At 54.6% G+C, this 23,057-nt stretch carries 23 protein-coding genes; 15 read left to right on the top strand and 8 right to left on the bottom strand.

The window, feature by feature from the left end:
- Positions 1–2: 2 nt before the first annotated feature.
- On the bottom strand, positions 3–749 hold the full coding sequence (hemD, locus tag A936_RS05690; protein WP_008455527.1) for a uroporphyrinogen-III synthase: 747 nt from the start codon (positions 747–749) through the stop codon (positions 3–5).
- Positions 746–1,687 (bottom strand): hydroxymethylbilane synthase, encoded by a 942-nt coding sequence (hemC, locus tag A936_RS05685; protein WP_008455526.1) that lies wholly within the window; start codon positions 1,685–1,687, stop codon positions 746–748. Before hemC ends, hemD begins: the two co-directional genes overlap by 4 nt.
- 287 nt (positions 1,688–1,974) lie before the next feature.
- On the opposite strand from hemC, the gene cyaA reads away from it, so the two are divergent.
- Positions 1,975–4,524 carry a class I adenylate cyclase gene (gene cyaA / locus A936_RS05680; protein WP_008455525.1) on the top strand — a complete coding sequence of 850 codons (2,550 nt, stop codon included), beginning with the start codon at positions 1,975–1,977 and terminating at the stop codon, positions 4,522–4,524.
- Here the strand turns inward: cyaA and cyaY are convergent, their stop codons facing one another.
- The gene (cyaY, locus tag A936_RS05675; RefSeq protein ID WP_008455522.1) at positions 4,525–4,845 is read right to left on the bottom strand and encodes an iron donor protein CyaY; all 321 of its coding nucleotides are present in this window, start codon (positions 4,843–4,845) and stop codon (positions 4,525–4,527) included.
- A gap of 284 nt (positions 4,846–5,129) precedes the next feature.
- On the opposite strand from cyaY, the gene lptM reads away from it, so the two are divergent.
- The 8 genes from lptM (at position 5,130) to corA (ending at position 12,072) form a co-directional block, all read left to right on the top strand.
- On the top strand, positions 5,130–5,336 hold the full coding sequence (gene lptM / locus A936_RS05670) for an LPS translocon maturation chaperone LptM (protein ID WP_008455520.1): 207 nt from the start codon (positions 5,130–5,132) through the stop codon (positions 5,334–5,336).
- A 38-nt stretch (positions 5,337–5,374) separates the two neighbouring features.
- Positions 5,375–6,199 carry a diaminopimelate epimerase gene (gene dapF / locus A936_RS05665; RefSeq protein WP_008455518.1) on the top strand — a complete coding sequence of 275 codons (825 nt, stop codon included), beginning with the start codon at positions 5,375–5,377 and terminating at the stop codon, positions 6,197–6,199.
- Complete coding sequence (locus A936_RS05660) at positions 6,196–6,900, top strand: DUF484 domain-containing protein (RefSeq protein ID WP_008455517.1); 705 nt, start codon at positions 6,196–6,198, stop codon at positions 6,898–6,900. Before dapF ends, A936_RS05660 begins: the two co-directional genes overlap by 4 nt.
- Entirely contained in the window at positions 6,897–7,802 is a 906-nt protein-coding gene (gene xerC / locus A936_RS05655; protein WP_008455515.1) for a tyrosine recombinase XerC, read from the top strand. Before A936_RS05660 ends, xerC begins: the two co-directional genes overlap by 4 nt.
- Entirely contained in the window at positions 7,802–8,518 is a 717-nt protein-coding gene (gene yigB / locus A936_RS05650) for a 5-amino-6-(5-phospho-D-ribitylamino)uracil phosphatase YigB (protein ID WP_008455513.1), read from the top strand. Before xerC ends, yigB begins: the two co-directional genes overlap by 1 nt.
- Positions 8,519–8,587: 69 nt before the next feature.
- Positions 8,588–10,750 carry a DNA helicase II gene (uvrD, locus tag A936_RS05645; protein ID WP_008455510.1) on the top strand — a complete coding sequence of 721 codons (2,163 nt, stop codon included), beginning with the start codon at positions 8,588–8,590 and terminating at the stop codon, positions 10,748–10,750.
- 149 nt (positions 10,751–10,899) lie between these two features.
- The gene (ysgD, locus tag A936_RS23950) at positions 10,900–10,956 is read left to right on the top strand and encodes a YsgD/CorL family protein (protein WP_353591484.1); all 57 of its coding nucleotides are present in this window, start codon (positions 10,900–10,902) and stop codon (positions 10,954–10,956) included.
- Positions 10,957–11,121: 165 nt separating this feature from the next.
- Positions 11,122–12,072 carry a magnesium/cobalt transporter CorA gene (gene corA / locus A936_RS05640; RefSeq protein WP_008455508.1) on the top strand — a complete coding sequence of 317 codons (951 nt, stop codon included), beginning with the start codon at positions 11,122–11,124 and terminating at the stop codon, positions 12,070–12,072.
- A 65-nt stretch (positions 12,073–12,137) separates the two neighbouring features.
- Here corA and A936_RS05635 read toward each other — a convergent pair whose 3' ends face one another.
- From A936_RS05635 to yigI, 3 genes are all read right to left on the bottom strand, one after another.
- Complete coding sequence (locus A936_RS05635; RefSeq protein WP_157141382.1) at positions 12,138–12,929, bottom strand: hypothetical protein; 792 nt, start codon at positions 12,927–12,929, stop codon at positions 12,138–12,140.
- 633 nt (positions 12,930–13,562) lie between these two features.
- Complete coding sequence (rarD, locus tag A936_RS05630) at positions 13,563–14,456, bottom strand: EamA family transporter RarD (RefSeq protein WP_008455504.1); 894 nt, start codon at positions 14,454–14,456, stop codon at positions 13,563–13,565.
- A gap of 52 nt (positions 14,457–14,508) precedes the next feature.
- Complete coding sequence (yigI, locus tag A936_RS05625) at positions 14,509–14,979, bottom strand: acyl-CoA thioesterase YigI (RefSeq protein ID WP_008455502.1); 471 nt, start codon at positions 14,977–14,979, stop codon at positions 14,509–14,511.
- Positions 14,980–15,146: 167 nt separating this feature from the next.
- On the opposite strand from yigI, the gene pldA reads away from it, so the two are divergent.
- The 3 genes from pldA (at position 15,147) to rhtC (ending at position 18,591) form a co-directional block, all read left to right on the top strand.
- A complete protein-coding gene (gene pldA, locus A936_RS05620; RefSeq protein WP_034807964.1) occupies positions 15,147–16,013 on the top strand; it encodes a phospholipase A in 867 nt (288 codons plus the stop codon).
- 63 nt (positions 16,014–16,076) lie between these two features.
- Positions 16,077–17,906, top strand: a complete 1,830-nt coding sequence (gene recQ, locus A936_RS05615; protein WP_008455499.1) for an ATP-dependent DNA helicase RecQ — start codon at positions 16,077–16,079, stop codon at positions 17,904–17,906.
- A 64-nt stretch (positions 17,907–17,970) separates the two neighbouring features.
- Positions 17,971–18,591, top strand: a complete 621-nt coding sequence (gene rhtC, locus A936_RS05610; protein ID WP_008455497.1) for a threonine export protein RhtC — start codon at positions 17,971–17,973, stop codon at positions 18,589–18,591.
- Here rhtC and rhtB read toward each other — a convergent pair whose 3' ends face one another.
- Positions 18,592–19,212, bottom strand: coding sequence for a homoserine/homoserine lactone efflux protein (rhtB, locus tag A936_RS05605; RefSeq protein WP_008455495.1), 621 nt, complete (start codon positions 19,210–19,212; stop codon positions 18,592–18,594). It lies immediately after the preceding gene.
- Positions 19,213–19,312: 100 nt separating this feature from the next.
- On the opposite strand from rhtB, the gene pldB reads away from it, so the two are divergent.
- The 3 genes from pldB (at position 19,313) to A936_RS05590 (ending at position 22,156) form a co-directional block, all read left to right on the top strand.
- Positions 19,313–20,305: a lysophospholipase L2 gene (gene pldB / locus A936_RS05600; protein WP_008455491.1), complete on the top strand. Its 993-nt coding sequence runs from the start codon at positions 19,313–19,315 to the stop codon at positions 20,303–20,305.
- Positions 20,306–20,338: 33 nt separating this feature from the next.
- Complete coding sequence (yigL, locus tag A936_RS05595; RefSeq protein WP_008455489.1) at positions 20,339–21,145, top strand: sugar/pyridoxal phosphate phosphatase YigL; 807 nt, start codon at positions 20,339–20,341, stop codon at positions 21,143–21,145.
- A gap of 111 nt (positions 21,146–21,256) precedes the next feature.
- Positions 21,257–22,156, top strand: a complete 900-nt coding sequence (locus A936_RS05590; RefSeq protein ID WP_008455487.1) for a carboxylate/amino acid/amine transporter — start codon at positions 21,257–21,259, stop codon at positions 22,154–22,156.
- Here the strand turns inward: A936_RS05590 and metR are convergent.
- The gene (gene metR, locus A936_RS22615; protein WP_008455485.1) at positions 22,044–22,997 is read right to left on the bottom strand and encodes an HTH-type transcriptional regulator MetR; all 954 of its coding nucleotides are present in this window, start codon (positions 22,995–22,997) and stop codon (positions 22,044–22,046) included. The genes A936_RS05590 and metR overlap by 113 nt on opposite strands.
- Between the last annotated feature and the right edge of the window lie 60 nt (positions 22,998–23,057).

The following is a 23,057-nucleotide window of genomic DNA, read 5'->3' as shown; positions in this document are numbered from 1 at the left end:
TGTTAGGTGTGTTGTAACGCGCGAAGCAGCGCGTCATTGTCCGCATTCGCGGCGACCCGAATATTCTGCCAACCCAATGTCCTGGCAAGCCTTGCCAAACGCTCGCTGACAACAAGTAACTCACAGCGAAGTAACCAGTTCTCGCGATACCAGTCAGGCGTAAGCGTATAAAGCTGCTGTAGCATTTCGCCGCTGGTCACGACCAGCGTTGAGATCCCCCGGGCGTGCCAACGGTGGGCTTCTTCTGTTCCATCGTAAATAATAGCGCTTCGCTGATAGCATTCGCAGAAGCTAACTTCTGCACCTCGCGCTTCCAGCGTTTCGCCCAACAGTTCACGCCCGCCATTACCACGTAAAATCAATGCGCGCTTACCAGCAACATTTTGTAATTCCGGTAATTGTAGCAAGATTTCGCTGGTTTCCCGATCTTGTGGGTAACGAATAGGAATATGGCTGACGGTATGGAAAGCCAGCGCTGTCGTTCTGCCGATGGCGAACCAACTGAGATTGCCCGGCCACGGGATGCCGTTACGGCGCAAAAGTGGGGCGGCATAGTCAATGACGTGCTGTGAGAGGACAAAGACCAGATCGCCTGGCGCGAGCGCCGCAAGCTGGGCCGGAAGCTGCGATAGTTGCCGGCCGGGCGAGAACTCGATAAGCGGGAAGCTGTAAGCCACCTGCCCGAGTGTGCGCAGTCGGCTCACTAACTCTTCCCCGGCTGGGGAGGGGCGGGTGACGAGGATCGTCATGCGGGAGCGTCTCCATCATAAACGTCGGCGAGGATTTCCCTCGCGCCGTTATTCAACAGCTCTTCAGCCAGTGAAACACCCATGGCCACGGCATCTTCTGGCTTACCTCGACGTTCACCACGAACCATAATGGAACCGTCCGGCGCGCCAACTAATGCGCGCAGCCAAAGCTCGTTATCTTTCAGCTCTGCATAGCTGCCGATTGGCACCTGACAGCCACCTTCAAGACGCATATTCATCGCACGTTCGGCGCTCACGCGAACGGCGGTTTCATGGTGATTCAACGGCGCGAGCAGTGCTTTGGTGCGTTCATCGTCCAGGCGACATTCGATGCCGACGGCGCCCTGGCCGACCGCGGGTAAAGACACTTCCGGCGGTAAGGCGTAGCGAATGCGATCCTGCATCTCAAGGCGGTTTAGCCCGGCAACGGCAAGAATAATGGCATCGTATTCGCCTTTATCCAGTTTACCAAGGCGGGTGCCAAGATTGCCGCGCAGGGAACGAATCACCAGATCTGGACGCTGCTCGGCTATCTGACACTGACGGCGCAGGCTTGAGGTGCCCACAATGCTGCCGGCAGGCAACTCATCCAGCGTTTGATAATGATTGGAAACAAAAGCGTCGCGGGGATCGTCGCGCTCGCAGATGGTGACCAGCCCCAGACCTTCAGGGAATGCCACCGGCACATCTTTCAGGGAATGGACGGCGATGTCCGCGCGTCCGTCCAGCATTGCCAGCTCAAGCTCTTTAACGAACAGCCCTTTGCCGCCGACTTTGGCAAGCGGTGTATCCAGCAGGACGTCGCCACGGGTGACCATTGGCACCAGTTCAACGGTGAGCTGCGGGTGAAAAGCTTCAAGACGTTGCTTAACATAATGTGCTTGCCAAAGTGCAAGGGGACTTTGGCGAGTGGCAATTCTGAGTATATTGTCTAACATGCTTGTTACCGTAATTATCGTCCACTGACCATCCTACCACTCTTAGCGGAAGGCTGTCAGGTTCGGCGGTTTTTCCGGCAACAGAGGGACGTGATTCGTATTATGGAAGAAACAGCCTGTGGCCAGGGCATCTACCACTTTGGTAGCGCATCTTTCTTTACGGTCAACAGGCAAGGTGTTAAATTGATCACGTTTCCAGCAATTGCTGTCCCGATCGTTTATAATAATGGGGACAACAACCAGGAAACGGGTTTTTTCGTAATACTGAAACCATCAGGCGATACGTCTTGTACCTCTATATTGAGACACTTAAACAGAGACTGGATGCCATCAACCAACTGCGCGTAGATCGTGCGCTTGCTGCTATGGGGCCTGCCTTCCAACAGGTCTACAGTCTACTGCCAACGTTATTACATTATCATCACCCGCTGATGCCGGGTTACCTTGACGGTAACGTTCCCCGCGGCATTTGCCTCTACACGCCTGATGAAACCCAACGCCACTACCTGGACGAACTCGAACTGCAGCGCGGTATGCCGCCTCAGGAGACGCCAGCGGGCGAACTGCCGATCACCGGCCTCTATTCTATGGGCAGCACCTCCTCCGTGGGGCAGAGCTGCTCTTCTGACCTTGATATCTGGGTTTGCCACCAGGCCTGGCTCGATAACGACGAGCGCCAACTGCTGCAGCGCAAATGTAGCCTGCTGGAAAGCTGGGCGGCCTCCCTTGGCGTTGAGGTCAGTTTCTTCCTGATTGATGAAAACCGCTTCCGCCACAACGAAAGCGGCAGCCTGGGCGGCGAAGACTGCGGTTCTACCCAGCATATCCTGCTGCTGGACGAATTTTACCGTACTGCGGTACGTCTGGCCGGGAAGCGCATTCTGTGGAACATGGTGCCGGGCGATGAAGAAGAGCATTACGACGATTACGTGATGAGCCTCTATGCGCAGGGTGTCCTGACGCCGAACGAGTGGCTAGATCTCGGTGGATTAAGTTCACTGTCTGCTGAAGAGTACTTTGGCGCCAGCCTGTGGCAGCTCTATAAAAGCATCGACTCGCCGTATAAAGCCGTGCTGAAAACGCTGCTGCTGGAGGCGTATTCCTGGGAATATCCGAACACGCGCCTGCTGGCAAAAGACATTAAACAGCGCCTGCACGACGGCGAAATTGTCTCCTTTGGCCTCGATCCGTACTGCATGATGCTGGAACGCGTCACCGAGTACCTGACGCAAATCGAAGATCATGCGCGTCTGGACCTGGTTCGCCGCTGTTTCTATCTGAAAGTTTGCGAAAAACTTTCACGTGAGCGTGCCTGTGTTGGCTGGCGCCGCGAAGTCCTTAGTCAACTGGTGAAGAGCTGGGGCTGGGACGAAGCGCGTCTGGCGATGCTGGACAACCGTGCAAACTGGAAAATCGACCAGGTCCGCGAGGCGCACAACGAACTGCTTGACGCGATGATGCAAAGCTACCGCAATCTGATCCGCTTTGCGCGCCGCAACAATCTGAGTGTGTCCGCCAGTCCGCAGGACATCGGCGTGTTAACGCGTAAGCTGTACGCTGCGTTTGAAGCGCTGCCGGGCAAAGTCACGCTGGTAAACCCGCAGATTTCCCCGGATCTGTCTGAACCGAACCTGACCTTTATCCATGTGCCGCTTGGCCGTGCGAACCGCTCTGGCTGGTATCTCTACAACCGCGCACCGAACATGGACTCTATCGTCAGCCATCAACCGCTGGAATATAACCGTTATCTTAATAAGCTGGTGGCGTGGGCCTACTTTAACGGCCTGCTGACCTCGCGTACCCGCCTGTTTATTAAGGGCAACGGTATTTGTGATTTACCGAAGCTGCAGGAGATGGTGGCGGATGTTTCCCATCACTTCCCGCTGCGGCTCCCGGCACCGACGCCAAAAGCGTTGTATAGCCCGTGCGAGATTCGCCATCTGGCGATTATCGTCAACCTTGAATATGACCCGACGGCCGCCTTCCGCAATCAGGTTGTGCATTTCGATTTCCGTAAGCTGGATGTGTTCAGCTTCGGCGAGCAGCAGCAGTGCCTGATTGGCAGCGTTGACCTGCTGTATCGCAACTCGTGGAACGAAGTGCGTACCCTGCACTTTAACGGCGAGCAGGCGATGATCGAGGCATTGAAAACCATTCTTGGGAAAATGCACCAGGACGCCGCACCGCCGGATAGCGTGGAAGTCTTCTGCTACAGTCAGCACCTGCGTGGCCTGATCCGCACTCGCGTACAGCAGTTGGTGTCTGAATGCATCGAGTTCCGCCTTTCCAGCACGCGCCAGGAGCCGGGCCGCTTTAAAGCGCTGCGCGTCTCCGGGCAGACATGGGGCCTGTTCTTCGAGCGTTTGAATGTCTCGGTACAAAAACTGGAAAACGCCGTTGAGTTTTATGGTGCCATCTCGCACAACAAGCTGCATGGCCTGTCGGTGCAGGTTGGCACTAACCAGGTACAGTTGCCGGCGGTGGTGGATGGCTTTGCCAGTGAAGGGATTATTCAGTTCTTCTTTGAAGAAGCCAGTGAAGACCAGGGCTTCAACATCTATATCCTGGATGAAAGCAACCGGGCGGAAGTTTATCATCATTGCGAAGGCAGCAAAGAAGAGCTGGTGCGCGACGTGAGCCGCTTCTACTCCTCGTCCCACGATCGTTTCACCTACGGCTCAAGCTTCATCAACTTCAACCTGCCGCAGTTCTATCAGATTGTGAAAACGGATGGGCGGGTGCAGGTCATTCCGTTCCGCACCCAGTCACTCACAACAGCCGCGCCGGTTAATCAGGACGACAACTCAGCGCCGCTGCTGCAGCAGTACCAGCCGTAATCAGCGGAAGCTAACCGCTTCACCTGCCTGCTGCGTGCTCGCTTCTTCCAGCAACTGCCAAAACTCTGCGCCGCTACGGTCGCATATCCATTCGTCACCTTTCAGGTTGAAATGGTAGCCGCCGCTTTTGGTGGCCAGCCACACCTGATGCAAAGGCTCCTGGCGGTTGATAATGATTTTGCTGCCGTTTTCAAAGCTGATGGTCAGCACGCCACCGTTGATCTCACAATCAATATCGCTATCGCCGTCCCAGTCGTCCAGGCGCTCTTCAATCGTGCGCCACAGGTTATCGGCTAAAAGGTGAAATTCGCTGTCGTTCATGTCTGCTTCCTGTTGGGATTTCAGGGCAGTATAAGAGCATCGCCGGTAATTAGAAACTGCGGCTCAGGGATCATTCAGGGCCGTAATACTCATCCGTTTTATCTGTGCCACCTTTTGAAAGACAACCTGCGTCAGCGATGAGAAGGGGCCAGGTAGCAGCGATTATTTTCTTGCCCGATTTACTGCCAGGTGATTTTCAGCGGTCTGGGTGATGAAGAGTATTGCTTTTCAGGGTTCACCTGCGATGATAGACGGCAGAATAGTGAATCACAGGCTACCCGATAATGAAGAAGATTTTCTGCCCTCTAGCTTTGGCACTGACGCTCGTCAGCCTCACCGGCTGCGGCCTGAAGGGGCCTCTTTATTTCCCTCCGGCTGATAAAAAAGCGACGCCGACAACGCACAGCGCAACCCCAGAGCAACCTGTCCAGACGGCACCCGTCCGCAACAGTCGCGGCATTGATGATGCGCCGACTCAGGTTGTTTACTAGCTAAATCGTGCTTTGTAACCGCGCTAATGGAGCAGAAGATGCAGTTCTCTAAAATGCATGGCCTTGGTAATGACTTTATGGTCGTCGACGCGGTGACGCAGAATGTTTATTTCTCTCCGGAGCTGATCCGTCGGCTTGCGGATCGTCATCTTGGCGTCGGCTTCGATCAGTTGCTGATCGTTGAGCCTCCCTACGATCCCGATCTCGACTTTCATTACCGGATCTTTAACGCCGATGGCAGTGAAGTTTCCCAGTGTGGTAACGGCGCGCGCTGTTTTGCCCGCTTTGTGCGCCTGAAAGGGCTGACCAATAAGCGTGAAATTCGCGTCAGTACCGCCAATGGCAGGATGGTACTGAGCGTGACGGAAGATGAGATGGTGCGCGTTAATATGGGCGAGCCTAACTTCGATCCTTCCCAGGTGCCGTTCCGGGCAAACAAAGCAGAAAAGACCTATATTATGCGTGCCGCCGAACAAACCATTATGTGCGGCGTCGTTTCAATGGGGAACCCGCATTGCGTTATTCAGGTCGATGACATCGAAACCGCCGCGGTTGAAAGCCTGGGCCCAGTGATGGAAAGCCATGAACGCTTCCCTGAGCGAGCCAACATCGGCTTCATGCAGGTGGTGAGCCGCGAACACATTCGCCTGCGCGTTTACGAACGCGGTGCGGGCGAAACTCAAGCCTGCGGCAGCGGCGCCTGTGGAGCAGTGGCGGTTGGAATTCAACAAGGATTACTGGCGGAGCAGGTACGCGTTGAGCTACCTGGCGGCCGTCTTGATATCGCCTGGAAAGGGCCAGGGTCACCGCTTTACATGACCGGCCCGGCGGCCCACGTCTATGATGGATTTATACATCTATGAAGAATGCCGAGGAACAGCAAGAAGCCCTTCTTGAGCTTAACGATGTCGCGGTTGCCGAGTATTTACAGCGCAACCCCGATTTCTTTATTCGCAATGCCCACCAGGTGGAGAGCATGCAGGTTCCTCACCCGGTGCGCGGCAGCGTTTCGCTGGTGGAGTGGCATATGGCCCGCAGCCGTAACCACATCAACCACCTCGAAGAGAACATGACGCTGCTGATGGAGCAGGCGAGCGCCAACGAAGGTCTGTTCTATCGGCTACTGAAGCTTCAGGGGCGACTGGCTTCGGCTTCCAGCCTGCAGGAAATGCTGAACCGGCTGCATCGCTGGGCGCGGGACATGGGTCTTGCCGGGGCGAACATCCGGCTTTTTGCTGACCGCTGGCGTATCGGCGCTCCGTCAGACTTCACGCATCTCGCGCTGAACCGCCAGGCTTTTGAGCCGCTGCGTATTCAGCGTCTTGGCGAAAGCCAGCACTACCTCGGCCCGCTTAATGGCCCGGAACTTTTGTTGGTCTTGCCGCAGGCAAAAGCCATTGGTTCCGTTGCCCTGTCGCTGATGGGCAACGAGGGCGATCTTGGCGTTCTGTTGTTCAGCAGCCGCGACCCGCAACATTATCAACAGGGGCAGGGCACGCAGCTGCTGCACGAGCTGGCGCTGATGCTGCCGGACTTGCTGGAGCGTTGGATTGAACGGGCATGACCACTTCCGTATTAACATCTCACGTTGATGGTTTTCTGCGATACCTCAAGGTTGAGCGTCAGCTCAGCCCGCTCACTCTCCTGAACTACCAGCGCCAGCTCACGGCGATTATTCACATTGCCGAAGAGATGAAGCTCACCAGCTGGCAGCAATGCGATGCCGCAGCCGTGCGTTCACTGGCCGTGCGTAGCCGCAGGGCAGGCCTACAGGCCTCCAGCCTCGCGTTAAGACTTTCGGCACTACGCAGCTTTTTTGACTGGATGGTTAGCCAGGGAGAGCTGAAAGCTAATCCCGCCAAAGGCATCACCACGCCAAAAGCCGGTCGACATTTGCCTAAAAACATCGAAGTTGATGATGTGAACCATCTGCTGGATATCGATCTGAACGATCCGCTGGCCGTGCGCGATCGGGCAATGCTGGAAGTGATGTACGGCGCTGGCCTGCGTCTTTCCGAACTGGTGAACATGAACTGTGGTCATATAGATCTTTCTACCGGAGAGGTCTGGGTGATGGGGAAAGGGAGCAAAGAGCGACGCGTACCCGTTGGCCGGAGCGCAGTGACCTGGGTTGAACACTGGCTGGATTTGCGCGAACTTTTTGGCCCGGACGACGATGCGTTATTTCTGGCGAAGACGGGAAAGCGAATATCCGCCCGCAATGTGCAAAAGCGGTTTGGCGAATGGGGTATCAAGCAGGGGCTAAGCAGCCATGTGCATCCCCATAAACTGCGCCACTCGTTTGCCACCCACATGCTGGAATCCAGCGGCGATTTGCGCGCCGTTCAGGAACTGCTTGGGCACGCTAACCTGTCCACTACGCAAATCTATACCCATCTCGACTTTCAACATTTAGCCTCGGTGTATGATGCCGCGCATCCACGCGCCAAACGGGGGAAATCGTAATGCATTTTTACCGCCCGCTCGGGCAAATTGCTGCTCTGACGTTCGATCTCGACGATACGCTTTATGATAACCATCCGGTGATCCTGCGCACCACTCAGGAGTCGCTGGCCTTTGTGCAGAATTATCACCCAAAGCTCAGCGCGTTTTCCGCCCTGGATTTTCACCGCAGCCGTGAAGCGCTTCGCGTGAAAGAGCCGGACATTTATCATGATGTCACCGAATGGCGTCGCCGTGCCGTCGAGCAAATGATGCTGGATGCCGGACTTAGTGCGGAAGAGGCCTTTACCGGTGCCGGTGCCGCCATGGAGAACTTCGCAAAATGGCGCAGCCGCATCGACATCCCACAGGAAACGCACGACACGCTGGCAAAGCTTGCTAAAAAATGGCCGCTGGTGGCGATCACCAACGGTAACGCAGAGCCGCACCTCTTCGGGCTGGATAACTACTTCGAATTCATCCTGCGGGCCGGGCCGGACGGGCGGGCTAAACCTTTCAGCGATATGTATCATACCGCTGCGCAGCGTTTAGGTGTGCCGCTGGAGCAAATCCTGCATGTCGGCGATGACCTGACCACCGACGTGGCGGGTGCCGTGCGCTGCGGAATGCAAGCCTGCTGGATTAACCTGCGCGAAGGCGACCTGATGCGTATAGATGACAGCCGTTTATTACCGCATCTGGAGATTTCGCGGTTGGCATCCCTTCTCGCGCTGATATAATCAACAGTAACTCTGTACAAATCACCAGTAGTTGGCTGAGCCAACTCTTTCTCTTTTTCGGCGGTGCCAATGGACGTTTCTTACCTGCTCGACAGCCTCAACGACAAACAGCGCGAAGCGGTTGCCGCCACGCGCAGCAATATGCTGGTGCTGGCCGGGGCGGGCAGTGGTAAGACACGTGTGCTTGTGCACCGCATTGCGTGGTTGATGACGGTCGAAAACTGCTCGCCTTACTCGATCATGGCGGTGACCTTTACCAACAAAGCGGCGGCGGAAATGCGCCACCGCATCGGTCAACTGATGGGCACCAGCCAGGGCGGGATGTGGGTGGGTACCTTCCACGGCCTGGCACACCGTCTGCTGCGCGCGCACCATATGGACGCCAACCTGCCACAGGACTTTCAAATCCTCGACAGCGAAGATCAACTGCGCCTGCTGAAGCGCCTGATTAAAGCGATGAACCTGGACGAGAAGCAGTGGCCGCCGCGCCAGGCGATGTGGTACATCAACGGCAAAAAAGACGAAGGTCTGCGCCCGCATCACGTTGAAAGCTACGGTAACCCGGTGGAGCAAACCTGGCAGAAGGTATACCAGGCCTATCAGGAAGCCTGCGACCGCGCCGGGCTGGTGGATTTTGCTGAGCTGTTGCTGCGCGCCCACGAACTGTGGCTGAACAAACCACATATCCTGAATCACTATCGCGAGCGTTTCACCAACATCCTGGTGGACGAATTCCAGGACACCAACAGCATTCAGTATGCGTGGATCCGCCTGCTGGCCGGGGACACCGGCAAAGTGATGATCGTCGGCGATGATGACCAGTCGATCTACGGCTGGCGCGGGGCGCAGGTTGAAAATATCCAGCGCTTCCTGAATGACTTCCCGGGGGCACAAACGATTCGTCTGGAGCAAAACTACCGCTCGACGAACAACATTCTGAACGCGGCCAACGCCCTGATTGCCAATAACTCTGGCCGCCTTGGTAAAGAGCTGTGGACCGACGGCAGCGACGGCGAACCTATCTCAATCTATTGCGCTTTCAACGAACTGGACGAAGCCCGTTTCGTGGTTAACCGCATTAAAACCTGGCAGGAAAACGGCGGTGCGCTGGAGCAATGTGCCATTCTGTACCGCAGTAACGCCCAGTCGCGCGTGCTGGAAGAGGCGCTGCTGCAGGGCAGTATGCCGTACCGTATTTACGGCGGGATGCGCTTCTTCGAACGTCAGGAAATCAAAGACGCGCTCTCCTATCTACGCCTGATGGCCAACCGCAACGACGATGCTGCCTTTGAACGCGTGGTGAATACGCCAACCCGCGGTATCGGTGACCGCACGCTCGACGTTGTGCGACAGACCGCGCGTGACCAGCAGCTAACACTGTGGCAATCTTGCCGCCTGCTGCTGCAGGAAAAAGCACTGGCTGGTCGTGCGGCCTCCGCGCTGCAGCGCTTTATGGAGCTGATTGACGCGCTCGCCCATGAAACTGCGGATATGCCGCTGCACGTCCAGACCGACCGGGTAATTAAAGATTCAGGCCTGTTCATCATGTATGAGCAGGAAAAAGGCGAGAAAGGCCAGACCCGAATTGAGAACTTAGAAGAGCTGGTGACGGCCACGCGCCAGTTCAGCTACAACGACGAAGACGAAGATCTGATGCCGCTGCAGGCGTTTCTCTCCCATGCCGCGCTGGAAGCGGGGGAAGGCCAGGCAGATACCTGGCAGGATGCCGTGCAACTCATGACGCTGCACTCGGCCAAAGGTCTGGAGTTCCCACAGGTATTTATCGTGGGGATGGAGGAAGGCATGTTCCCGAGCCAGATGTCCCTCGACGAGGGTGGGCGCCTGGAAGAAGAGCGCCGTCTGGCCTACGTGGGCGTAACCCGCGCAATGCAAAAGCTGACGCTGACCTATGCGGAAACGCGCCGCCTGTATGGGAAAGAAGCCTACCATCGTCCGTCTCGCTTTATCGGCGAGCTGCCCGAAAACTGCGTGGAAGAAGTTCGCCTGCGCGCAAGTATCAGCCGTCCGGTCAGCCATCAGCGGATGGGGACTCCTCTCGCCCAGAACGATTCTGGCTTTAGCCTGGGGCAGCGCGTGCGTCATCCTAAGTTCGGCGAAGGGACCATTGTGAACCTGGAAGGCAGCGGGGAGCACAGCCGCCTCCAGGTGGCATTCCAGGGGCAGGGAATCAAGTGGTTAGTTGCCGCTTATGCGCGCCTGGAAACCGTGTAACCTACAGAAACTAATTACAATTTTTAGTGCGTGGGCTACCCTTAATATGTCACTGGCATGAACTTGTTCAGCCGTGTCCCGTTGCGTGTTGACGCCATATTAGTGGTGGCGTAACATGCGCGCACGAATACGCTAAGAGGACACTCGCCTTGGACACACCCAGTAGATGCTGGCTCAATAACCTGTCATCCAGGTACAACTTCTAAGGCTATCCTCTGATGCTGATAGCCTTCGTGGTTGTCAGCGACCTCGTGTATTTTCATTCCGTCGCCCCTTGAGTCAGACTGTTTAATGGTCTGAAACCTCTATTGTTTCTGTCTGTGTGCCAACCGAATTGTCCCTGATCTTTTTTTGCATTGGGAGTCCCGGTCATGCTGAGCGCATTTCAACTGGAAAATAATCGCCTTGCCCGCATTGAGCTGGACGAGACGGATACCCTTGCCAATTCGGTATGGGTCGATCTCGTCGAGCCGGAAGAGAGCGAGCGAGAGCGAGTGCAAACGGAACTTGGTCAAAGCCTGGCAACCCGACCAGAGCTGGAAGACATCGAAGCGTCCGCGCGTTTTTTTGAGGACGAAGACGGCCTTCACATCCACTCCTTTTTCTTCTTTGAAGATGCCGATGACCACGCCGGTAACAGCACGGTCGCTTTTACCATTCGTGAAGGCCGCTTGTACACGCTGCGTGAACGTGAGCTACCTGCGTTTCGCCTTTACCGCATGCGCGCCCGCAATCAGGCCATGGCGGACGGCAACGCGTGGGAGCTGCTGCTGGATCTGTTTGAAACCAAAATCGAACAGCTGGCGGATGAAATCGAAAACATTTATAGCGACCTGGAACAGCTGAGCCGTGTAATCATGGAAGGGCATCAGGGCGACGAATACGACGCCGCGCTTTCGACGCTGGCGGAGCTGGAAGATATCGGCTGGAAGGTTCGTCTGTGCCTGATGGATACCCAGCGCGCGCTGAATTTCCTGGTGCGTAAGGCACGTTTGCCGGGCAGCCAGCTGGAGCAGGCTCGCGAAATCCTGCGAGATATCGAATCGCTGCTGCCGCATAACGAATCCCTGTTCCAGAAGGTTAACTTCCTGATGCAGGCGGCGATGGGCTTCATCAACATCGAGCAGAACCGCATCATCAAAATCTTCTCGGTAGTTTCGGTTGTTTTCCTGCCGCCAACGCTGGTGGCGTCCAGCTACGGGATGAACTTCGAGTTTATGCCTGAGCTGAAGTGGAGCTTTGGTTACCCCGGCGCGATCATCTTTATGATGCTCGCGGGCTTAGCGCCCTATCTCTATTTTAAGCGTAAGAACTGGCTTTAAACCGGTTGCGGCTTTCGTCCTGAAAGCCGCATCTGTCGATAGCATTTATTATCTTGTCTTTCCGATTATCTTGAGGGGCAGTTGCTTCTCAGCTCTAGTACTGTGCGAATTGACCATTCATTTTCACGACTTATTTCGGGATTGTCACGAATGTGATCCATCAGGTAATTTCTACAAGAGTATTCATTTTGATTATTTGTAGGGTTGAAATAACTCGTCTGATAATCAAATGTGGCCGTGTCATCCATTCCTTGGGCGAGTAACCAGATGATTAAATTTTCTGAACCATATCTGAATATGTAGCTTAATAGATCTATTTTACTGTCCCTCCAAACGTGATGATCTGAGCTCAACAGCTCGATATTTAGAACGTTTTTATTTTCCTCAATCTTTTTCATAATTTTTTCATCTGCATGGATTAAGACACTTGTTGCCAAAAGCAGGTTTTCATTTTTAGTAGAATGATATGGGAGGGCGTAATTAATAAAGTTTATATTGCCGTAATCTATTGCGTTTATGATATCTTGCTCATCTGTTTTTATGTAGTTAGTTAATTCTGGATGTTTTTTGATAAGGAAGTTAAGGCGCTCTACGAACAATGTATTTTTAGCTGAATAGCGGTTGTTTATTTCGGAAATGATTTCTTCTACAAGATTATTTTTATCACTTTCATTGAGTTTATGATAATAATCGGCGTAGAGTAGGTTTAATAGTGCTGTGTTTGTATTTTCACGAAGTAATGCGTTTTTGTAAAAGATTATAAACTGAAATGGGACATGTTTCGTTTCGGTGCTTCCAGCCATACAGTCCAGCATAAAGGCAAACGATTTTGCAGGATAAGTTTCAACCTCAGCCATTTCGTATAGATAATCAAAAGTGATACTATTATTTGAGCATTCATCATTAAATACTTGTTGAAGTTTTTTATATTCCCTTGTTCCAAAGCAGAAAAAACCATTGCGCGGTGATCTTGCTTTAATTTTTCTGAAAAGCAATAAAAATTATATACACAAAGTGATAAGCTAAACAGTATTATGTACGTATAAATGCCAACTTTTTTGGGTAGGTTAATTAACAATGACAAAGAGGCTGGAAGGAAAGTTATCAGACTCATGGTGATAAAAAAAATCGTATGGGAGCTATAGGGCAAACTATTTGGTGAGAAAAAATAATAGAGTATGTTAACTATTATTAAAACATTGGCAGATAATATTATTTTGATGAATGTAATTTGTTCTTTTTTCTTAAATGCGCCGTAAATAGTGATTGGTGTATAAATAAAAGGAGTTGTATAGATAATTGCTATAACTGCAAGGAATATATAAAAAACACTCGATGATGAAAACATCCATTGTCCTTAAATATTATTAATCCATTAATTTTTTACATTAGCATGAATGCTTCTACGTCACTACTCCGTATATTGATTTGTGCCTGCTGCTTCACAGGCACATTACTAAAAAAATTGAGGCTATAACGGTTAGCGTATTTTATACCTTACGCAGACGCCGCTGGGTATAAATCGCATCGGCAATAAACAGCGCCAGCGCCGCCCAGATAAAGCCAAAAGTAATCAGCTTATCTTCAGTTACCACTTCGCCGTAGAACGTCACCGCCAGCAGGAACATCAGCGTCGGCCCCAGATACTGGAAGAAGCCCAGCGTGGAAAGGCGCAAGCGGGTCGCGGCGGCAGTAAAGCAAAGCAGCGGCACCGTGGTGATCACCCCGGCGGCGATAAGCATCAGGTTCAGCGTCCACGGGTTCATCCCCATATGGCTGGTGGCACTGTCGGCGATGCCAAACAGGTAAATGCCCGCGATCGGCAGCAGCCACAGCGTTTCAAACAGCATCCCGGTTTGTGCATCTACGGCAATCTTTTTGCGGATCAGGCCATAGAAAGCGAAGCTGAAGGCCAGACCCAGGCCGATGATCGGCAGTGAGCCGAAAGTCCAGAGCTGAACCAGCACGCCACAGAAGGCCAGCAAGACAGCGACCCACTGCATCCGCCGGAAGCGTTCACCCAAAAAGAGCATCCCCAGCAGCACGTTCACCAGTGGATTAATAAAGTAACCCAGGCTGGCTTCCAGCATGTGCTGATTATTCACCGCCCAGATATAAAGCAGCCAGTTACCGCCAATCAACACGGCGCTTAACGCCAGCGCGAGGATCTTTTTACGGTTCTGGCAGGAGCGTTTCACCTGCGGCCACTGGCGGCAGACAGTGATCAGCGCCAGCATAAAGAAGAATGACCAGATAACGCGGTGGGTCAAAATTTCTGTCGCCGGTACGTAGTGAATCAGTTTGAAATATACCGGTGCGATGCCCCAGATAAAGTAGGCCGTCAGGGCAAGCAAGATCCCCTGACGTGTCTGTTTCGGATCCATGAAGAAAACTCAGCAAAAAAATAGTGAGCAAATAATAACAGGGTTTACATCCTTACCCTACCATGTAGGTAGCCGTTGCGCTGGCAATGTGCAGTTGGTCCTGGTTATGCAGCTCTACTCGCGCTACCGCAACTTTGTTACCGGCGCGCAACAGGCTGCTGCTGGCCGTGAAGCGCTCTCCGCGGCCCGGACGCAGATAATCCACGCGCAAATCGATGGTGCCCATTTTGGACAGACGTTGACGAAGCTCGTCTTCGGTGATGGTGTCGTGGCGAGTCAGCGTACTGCCTACGCAGACCAGGCCAGCCGCCACGTCCAGCGCGGAGGCAATAACGCCGCCGTGCAAGATGCTTTGTGCCCAGTTGCCCACCATCATCGGCTGATTATTAAAACTCAGCTGGGCGAACGCTTTTTCGTAGCGCTCCAGCTCCAGGCCAAGCGCGCGGTTAAACGGCATGTGATACACGAAGATTTCGCCCACCAGCTTAAGGGCGGCTTCTGTGGTCAATACGGGGGAAGACATCGTTCATTCCTCGAACAAATAACGAGTAAGTTAACAAAGTGTGTAGTTTATGCTTCTCAATTGTTGCTTTCCACTTTCGGAACCGCAGAGACGTGCTTTGGCCCATCCTGCTGTAAAATGTTTGGCGATAAATATTTAGACACTTTTTGTTATGGAGAACGGGACTAATGCTGAAACCTTTGGGGTGGGGAGTAGCCGCGATGCTGCCCTTGACCGCCTTCGCACAAGAAACCACCATCGATAAGATTCACGACAAGCCCGCGGTGCGAGGCAGCATCATTGCCAATCTGCTGCAGGAACACGACAACCCTTTCACGTTGTACCCGTACGACACGAATTACCTGCTGTACACCTGGACCAGCGATATGAACAAAGAGGCAATCAGCTCTTATGACTGGGCCAGCAATGCGCGCAAAGATGAGGTGAAGTTCCAGCTCAGCCTGGCCTTCCCGCTTTGGCGCGGAATTCTGGGGGATAACTCCGTGCTGGCCGCCTCCTATACCCAGAAATCCTGGTGGCAGCTTTCCAACCGCAATGAATCCTCCCCGTTTCGTGAAACCAACTATGAGCCTCAGCTATTCCTCGGTTTCGCAACGGAGGCAACGTTTGCGGGCTGGACACTGCGGGACGTCGAGTTTGGCTATAACCACGATTCAAACGGTCGTTCTGACCCAACCTCGCGCGGCTGGAACCGCCTGTACACCCGCCTGATGGCACAACACGGCGACTGGCAGGTGGAAGTCAAACCCTGGTACGTAGTGGGGAGCGTAGAGGACAACCCGGACATCACCAAATATATGGGCTACTACCAGCTTAAGGTGGGCTATGCGCTGGGCGATGCGATTTTCAGCGTGAAGGGGCAATACAACTGGAATAGTGGCTACGGTGGGGCAGAATTTGGCGTGAGTTACCCGATCTCGAAAAACGTTCGCTTCTATACCCAGGTCTATAGCGGCTACGGTGAATCGCTCATCGATTACAACTTTAACCAGACACGGGTTGGCGTAGGCGTTATGCTAAACGATCTTTTCTAAAGCATTGCAGTTTCTCTTCCAGGCGCTGAAAATGGCGCCTGAATTTTAGGTAGTGGGGATAGCGTGGCACAGGCGGAAGTAATCAATCAGGCGTCGCTGGCGAGACAGGTTCTGCAGGATACCTTTGGGTACCAACAGTTCCGTCCGGGTCAGAAAACCATCATCGACACGGTGCTGGAGGGGCGTGACTGCCTGGTAGTGATGCCGACCGGCGGTGGTAAATCCCTGTGTTATCAAATTCCTGCCCTGGTATTTGGCGGCCTGACCGTGGTGGTTTCCCCGCTGATTTCCCTGATGAAAGACCAGGTCGATCAGTTGCTGGCGAACGGCGTGGCGGCGGCCTGTCTTAACTCGACCCAAACCCGTGAACAGCAGTTGGAGGTGATGACCGGCTGCCGTACCGGGCAAATTCGTCTGCTGTATATCGCGCCTGAACGCCTGATGATGGACAATTTTATTGACCATCTCAGCAACTGGCAGCTTTCGATGGTGGCGGTGGACGAAGCCCACTGTATTTCGCAGTGGGGGCACGACTTCCGCCCGGAATATGCCGCCCTTGGTCAGCTTCGCGAAAGATTGCCTGCCGTCCCCTTTGTTGCATTAACGGCCACGGCGGACGACACCACCAGGCTCGATATCGTGCGCCTGCTCGGGCTCCACGACCCGTTTATCCAAATCAGCAGCTTCGACCGGCCGAATATTCGCTACATGCTGATGGAGAAGTTTAAGCCGCTCGATCAGCTCACCCGCTATATTCAGGAACAGCGCGGTAAGTCCGGGATTATTTACTGCAACAGCCGGGCGAAAGTGGAAGACATTGCCGCCCGACTGCAAAGCAAAGGTATTAGCGCCGGCGCTTATCACGCGGGCCTGGAGCACCAGGTGCGCGGTGACGTGCAGGAGAAATTCCAGCGTGACGATCTGCAAATCGTGGTCGCGACCGTCGCTTTCGGCATGGGCATCAACAAGCCGAACGTGCGTTTTGTCGCCCACTTCGATATCCCCCGCAACATTGAATCTTACTATCAGGAAACGGGCCGCGCCGGGCGCGATGGCCTGCCTGCGGAAGCGATGCTGTTTTACGATCCGGCGGATATGGCCTGGCTGCGTAAATGCCTTGAAGAAAAAGCACCGGGACAGCTGCAGGATATCGAGCGCCATAAGCTCAACGCCATGGGCGCGTTTGCCGAAGCGCAAACCTGCCGCCGTCTCGTGCTGCTGAACTACTTCGGCGAAGGCCGCCAGCAGTCCTGCGGCAACTGTGATATCTGCCTCGACCCGCCTCGTCGCTATGATGGTCTGATGGACGCGCAAAAAGCGCTGTCCTGCATTTACCGCGTCGGCCAGCGCTTTGGGATGGGCTACGTGGTTGAAGTGCTGCGTGGTTCTAACAATCAGCGTATCCGCGACCTTGGCCACGATAAGCTGAAGGTTTACGGCGAGGGCCGCGAGCACACGACGGAGCACTGGGTCAGCGTGATCCGCCAGCTCATTCACCTCGGCGTGGTGACGCAAAATATCGCCGCGCACTCAGCGCTGCAGCTCACGGAAGCGGCACGTCCTTACCTGCGTGGTGAAGAGCCGCTGATGCTGGCGGTGCCCCGTGTTGTCGCCATCAAGCCGCGCGCCAGTCAGAAAGTCTTTGGCGGTAATTACGATCGCAAGCTGTTCGCCAAACTCAGAAAACTGCGCAAATCCATCGCGGATGAAGAAAACATCCCGCCTTATGTGGTATTCAACGATGCGACGCTGATTGAAATGGCGGAACAGATGCCGCTGTCGCCCGGCGAGATGCTGGGCATTAACGGGGTGGGGACGCGCAAACTTGAGCGCTTTGGCCGCCCGTTTATGACGCTTATCCGCGACCACGTTGACGGCGTGGATGAAGAGTAGCCTGCCGCGAAGAAAAGTGGCAGGATAATGACTCTTCGAATTATCTGCACGCGAGCTATTCCCTATGTTAATGCTATTTCTGACCGTGGCGCTGGTGCACATCGTTGCCCTGATGAGCCCGGGGCCTGACTTTTTCTTTGTTTCCCAGACTGCCGTAAGCCGCTCTCGCAAAGAGGCGATGATGGGCGTGCTGGGGATCACCGCTGGCGTCATGGTTTGGGCAGGCGTGGCGCTGCTAGGCCTGCATCTTATCCTCGAAAAAATGGCCTGGCTGCATAACATCATCATGGTCGGCGGCGGGCTGTATCTTTGCTGGATGGGCTATCAGATGCTGCGCGGCGCATTCAAGAAAGAAGTTAAAAGCGAAGAAGCGCCAAAAATCGAGCTGGCGAGCGGTGGCAAGAGCTTTGTGAAAGGGCTGCTGACGAACCTGGCTAACCCGAAAGCGATTATCTACTTCGGCAGCGTGTTCTCGCTTTTTGTTGGCGACAACGTGGGCAGCGCCGAGCGCTGGGGCCTGTTTGTGCTGATCGCGATTGAAACCTTCGCCTGGTTCACTATCGTGGCGAGCCTGTTCGCCTTACCAAAAATGCGTCGCGGCTATCAGCGCCTCGCCAAATGGATAGACGGTATGGCTGGCGCTCTGTTCACCGGGTTTGGTATTCACCTGATCATCTCCCGATAATCAGGCCTGGCGCGCTCCCGCAAGCAGTGCGCCAACCAGCATAAACAGCGAGCCAAAGACCCGGTTCAGGGCTTTCATCTGGCGCGGCCCTTTAATCCAGGCGGCAATCCGTTTGGCCAGGGTCGCATAGCCAATCATCACAATAATATCGACGACGACTGTGGTAACACCGAGCACAACGTACTGCATCGCCTGGGGCTGATGCGGGACGATAAACTGCGGGAACAGCGCGGCCAGAAACACGATGCTCTTCGGGTTGGTCAGGTTAACAAACACCGCTCGCTTGAACAGTTTGCTGCGCGGTTGCGTGGTGGCCAGCGTGTTTAAGTCCAGTGCACCAGCGGCTCTCCATTGCTGGATGCCCAGCCAGATAAGATAGGCAACGCCCGCCCACTTCAGCACTTCAAAGGCCAGCAGCGAGCGTGAAAACAGGGCCCCAAGCCCAACGCCGACCAGCACAATATGCAGCGCCAGCCCGGTTTGCAGTCCGGTAATTGACGCTGCCGCACCGCGATAGCCGTGGCTGATAGCGGTAGTCATGGTATTGATGGCGCCGGAGCCGGGGGAAAGGCTAAGAATTATTGTGGTTAGCAGATAGGTAAACCACCACTCGAAGGTCATGCGAAACTCCCTGAACGCGCGCTTTTATGCCACAATACGCTATTGTTGATAAGCGTGCCACGGGCCATAAAAAAACCACAGATACCTGATGCCGACCCCTATGTCTCAGCATAAAAATGGATGGTTAGAACGCGAAGGCGCATTTGCTGCTTTTGCCACGGGTCCACTGACGGACTTCTGGCGCAAGCGGGAAGAGCGCGAATTTACCGGCGTGGACGACGTGCCGGTTCGCTACGTTCGCTTCTGTTCACCGCAGCACGATCGCGTGATTGTGGTCTGCCCTGGTAGAATAGAAAGCTACGTGAAATATGCTGAGCTGGCGTATGACCTGTTCCACAGCGGGTTTGATGTGTTGATCATCGACCACCGCGGGCAGGGGCGTTCAGGACGCATGCTGTCGGACACCCACCGTGGCCACGTCGTCAACTTTAGTGACTATGTCGAAGATTTTGACCGTTTTTACCAGCAGGAAGTGGCGTCAGGGCACTGGCGTAAACGCTACCTGTTGGCCCATTCGATGGGCGGCGCCATTGCCGCGTTATGGTTACAGCAAGCCCCGGGCGCTTTTGATGCGGTCGCGCTCTGCGCCCCGATGTTTGGTATTATCCTGCGCTGGCCGGAATGGATGGTGCGTCATATTCTTGACTGGGCCGAAGGGCATCCACGTATTCGGGAAGGATACGCCATTGGGACGGGCCGCTGGCGCGCGCTGCCGTTTAGCGTTAACGTCCTGACCCACAGCGAAGAGCGGTACCGCCGCAGCCTGCGTTTTTATGCTGATGAGCCAGCATTACGGGTAGGCGGGCCAACGTTCCATTGGGTACGAGAAGGGATCCTCGCCGGAGAAAAGGTGTTAGCAGGAGCCACTGCCATCACCACGCCGATCTTTTTACTCCAGGCGGAAGAGGAGCGAGTGGTCGATAACCGCGCGCACCAGCAATTCTGCGAAATTATGGCCGCGGCGGGCCACCCTTGTGAGGGGGAAACACCTTACGTCATTGAAGGCGCGTATCACGAGATCCTGTTTGAGAAGGACGCTATGCGAGCCAGAGCATTGTCTGCCGTGCTTGAGTTTTTCGACCGGCATAACTAATTGAAAATATCTCTCCAGAGGCTGAATATCCCTATGTACCACGTCGTTGCTTCAGATTTAGATGGCACCTTGCTGTCTCCCGATCATTTCCTCTCCGCTTACGCGAAAGAAACGTTAAAACTGCTCACCGCTGAAGGCGTTAACTTTGTTTTTGCCACCGGCCGTCACCATATCGATGTGGCGCAAATTCGCGACAATCTTGAGATCAAGGCGTACATGATCACCTCGAACGGCGCTCGCGTGCACGATACCGACGGCAACCTGTTCTTCTCTCACGATCTCGACCACGACATCGCTCAGGACTTGTTTGGCGTGGTGCATAACAACCCGGACATCGTGACCAACGTCTACAAAGGCGACGAGTGGTTTATGAACCGCCACCGCCCGGAAGAGATGAAGTATTTCCAGGAAGCAAAATTCAGCTACACCCTGTTTGAACCGGGCCTGCTGGAAGCCGACGGCGTCAGCAAAGTATTCTTTACCTGCGACGATCACGACACGCTGCTGCCGCTGGAACAGGCGATCAACGCCCGCTGGGGTGACCGCGTGAACGTCAGCTTCTCGACGCTGACCTGCCTGGAAGTGATGGCGGGCGGTGTTTCCAAAGGGCACGCGCTGGAAGCGGTCTCGAAAGCGATGGGTTACGGCCTGAAGGATTGCATTGCCTTTGGCGACGGCATGAACGACGCCGAGATGCTGAGCATGGCCGGTAAGGGCTGCATCATGGGCAACGCTCACCAGCGCCTGAAAGATCTGTTGCCGGAGCTGGAAGTGATTGGCACCAACGGCGACAACGCCGTGCCGCATTATCTGCGTAAGCTGTTCCTCAAGACTGAGTGATCGGCAAATGACGAGTGGTTAATAAATGTCCATTCGTCAACTAAATAGTTAAGCCGATGTAGCCTCCTCTCAGTACAATGGCGCAATCTTGTTCGTTGTGGATTGCTCATTGTGCCATTACTCATCATTACCACGATTCTGTGGGCCTTCTCGTTTAGCCTGATTGGGGAGTACCTCGCCGGGCATGTGGACAGCTATTTCTCGGTGCTGATGCGCGTTGGCCTGGCGGCGCTGGTGTTTCTGCCGTTCCTGCGTTTTAAAGGTTACCCGCTCAAAACCCTGCTGCTGTACATGCTGGTGGGCGCGCTACAGCTTGGCGTGATGTACCTCTTCAGCTTCCGCGCTTACCTCTATCTCACGGTATCCGAATTCCTGCTTTTCACGGTAATGACGCCGCTGTACGTCACGCTGATTTACGACCTGCTGAGCGGCAATAAACTGCGCTGGGGCTATGCGCTGAGTGCGGGGCTGGCGGTGATTGGCGCGGCGATTATTCGTTACGATAAAGTCAGCGATCACTTCTGGATCGGCCTGCTGCTGGTGCAAGGGGCGAACATCTGCTTCGCTATCGGCATGGTGGGCTACAAGCGCCTGATGGAAACGCACCCGATGCCGCAGCACTGCGCGTTTTCGTGGTTCTATCTGGGGGCGTTTATTGTCGCCGTTGTTGCCTGGTTTGCGCTTGGCAATCCGCAAAAACTCCCCACCACGACGCTACAGTGGGGGATTTTGGTCTGGCTTGGCGTTGTCGCTTCCGGGTTGGGTTATTTTATGTGGAACTACGGCGCAACTCAGGTGGACGCCGGCACGCTCGGCATCATGAACAACGTGCACGTCCCGGCCGGGCTGCTGGTGAATCTTGCCATCTGGCAGGAGCAGCCCCACTGGCCGAGCTTTATTATTGGGGGAACGGTGATAATGGCCTCGCTGTGGGTACATCGCCGATGGGTCGCTCCGCGTTCTTCACAAACGGTAAATGGTCGCAGGCGTGCTGACGCGTCGAGCGAATAAACGCCTCGGTCACCGGCTGGCGCTGTTCGCCGTCACGTACCGCGGCGTAGAGGCGGCTCCATAAACCTTCACCCAGGGTTCTGGTCACAATCAGGCCCTGGTGCTCAAAGCTTTCCACCACCCAATGCGGCAGGGCGGCAATCCCCATCCGCGCCGATACCATCTGAATCAGCAGCAGCGTGTTATCGACGTTTTTCAGCGACGGGCTAACCCCTGCTGGCTGCAGGAAATGACGCCAGATATCCATACGCTCACGCTGTACCGGGTAAATAAGCAGCGTTTCAAGCGTTAAATCTTCAGGCTCAATGCTCTCTTTCTTCGCCAATGGGTGGTCGGTCGCCATCACCAGGCGCACTTCAAAATCAAACATCGGCGAATAATGTAGCCCGCTGCGCGGCAAAATATCCGATGTCAGAACGATATCCAGCTCGCCCTGCTGCAGCGCAGGCTGCGGATCAAACGTAACGCCGGATTTAAAGTCCATCTCCACCTGCGGCCAGTGCTGGCGGAAATTTTCCAGCGCAGGCGTCAGCCACTGAATGCAGCTGTGGCACTCAATCGCAATGCGCAGCCGGGTTTGATGCGGCTCATTGCAGGCCTGCAGGGCGCGGCCAATCTGCGGCAACACTTGTTCCGCCAGCTGCAGCAGAATCTCCCCCTGCGGCGTAAAGCGAAGTGGCTGACTTTTACGGATAAACAGGCGGAAGCCGAGCCGCTGCTCCAGATCGCTGAACTGGTGAGAGAGGGCCGACTGAGTCTGATGCAGGGCGGCAGCAGCGGCGGCCAGCGAACCGCTGTGTCGTAACGCTTGCAGCGTCCGCAGGTGTTTAATCTCGATCATGAAAGTCCTTCACTTCGGCATGAACAAATTGCGCTTGAGGATTATACAGTACCTGCTGAT

The sequence above is a fragment of the Enterobacter sp. Ag1 genome, from assembly GCA_000277545.1.
Lineage (GTDB): Bacteria > Pseudomonadota > Gammaproteobacteria > Enterobacterales > Enterobacteriaceae > Cedecea.
This window is presented reverse-complemented; position numbering and strand designations above follow the sequence as displayed.

Coding starts and splice junctions, on each gene's coding strand:
- hemD (WP_008455527.1), bottom strand. CDS start 749: ATGACGATCCTCGTCACCCGCCCCTCCCCAGCCGGGGAAGAGTTAGTG.
- hemC (WP_008455526.1), bottom strand. CDS start 1,687: ATGTTAGACAATATACTCAGAATTGCCACTCGCCAAAGTCCCCTTGCA.
- cyaY (WP_008455522.1), bottom strand. CDS start 4,845: ATGAACGACAGCGAATTTCACCTTTTAGCCGATAACCTGTGGCGCACG.
- lptM (WP_008455520.1), top strand. CDS start 5,130: ATGAAGAAGATTTTCTGCCCTCTAGCTTTGGCACTGACGCTCGTCAGC.
- dapF (WP_008455518.1), top strand. CDS start 5,375: ATGCAGTTCTCTAAAATGCATGGCCTTGGTAATGACTTTATGGTCGTC.
- A936_RS05660 (WP_008455517.1), top strand. CDS start 6,196: ATGAAGAATGCCGAGGAACAGCAAGAAGCCCTTCTTGAGCTTAACGAT.
- xerC (WP_008455515.1), top strand. CDS start 6,897: ATGACCACTTCCGTATTAACATCTCACGTTGATGGTTTTCTGCGATAC.
- yigB (WP_008455513.1), top strand. CDS start 7,802: ATGCATTTTTACCGCCCGCTCGGGCAAATTGCTGCTCTGACGTTCGAT.
- uvrD (WP_008455510.1), top strand. CDS start 8,588: ATGGACGTTTCTTACCTGCTCGACAGCCTCAACGACAAACAGCGCGAA.
- corA (WP_008455508.1), top strand. CDS start 11,122: ATGCTGAGCGCATTTCAACTGGAAAATAATCGCCTTGCCCGCATTGAG.
- A936_RS05635 (WP_157141382.1), bottom strand. CDS start 12,929: ATGGCTGAGGTTGAAACTTATCCTGCAAAATCGTTTGCCTTTATGCTG.
- rarD (WP_008455504.1), bottom strand. CDS start 14,456: ATGGATCCGAAACAGACACGTCAGGGGATCTTGCTTGCCCTGACGGCC.
- yigI (WP_008455502.1), bottom strand. CDS start 14,979: ATGTCTTCCCCCGTATTGACCACAGAAGCCGCCCTTAAGCTGGTGGGC.
- pldA (WP_034807964.1), top strand. CDS start 15,147: ATGCTGAAACCTTTGGGGTGGGGAGTAGCCGCGATGCTGCCCTTGACC.
- rhtC (WP_008455497.1), top strand. CDS start 17,971: ATGTTAATGCTATTTCTGACCGTGGCGCTGGTGCACATCGTTGCCCTG.
- rhtB (WP_008455495.1), bottom strand. CDS start 19,212: ATGACCTTCGAGTGGTGGTTTACCTATCTGCTAACCACAATAATTCTT.
- pldB (WP_008455491.1), top strand. CDS start 19,313: ATGTCTCAGCATAAAAATGGATGGTTAGAACGCGAAGGCGCATTTGCT.
- yigL (WP_008455489.1), top strand. CDS start 20,339: ATGTACCACGTCGTTGCTTCAGATTTAGATGGCACCTTGCTGTCTCCC.
- metR (WP_008455485.1), bottom strand. CDS start 22,997: ATGATCGAGATTAAACACCTGCGGACGCTGCAAGCGTTACGACACAGC.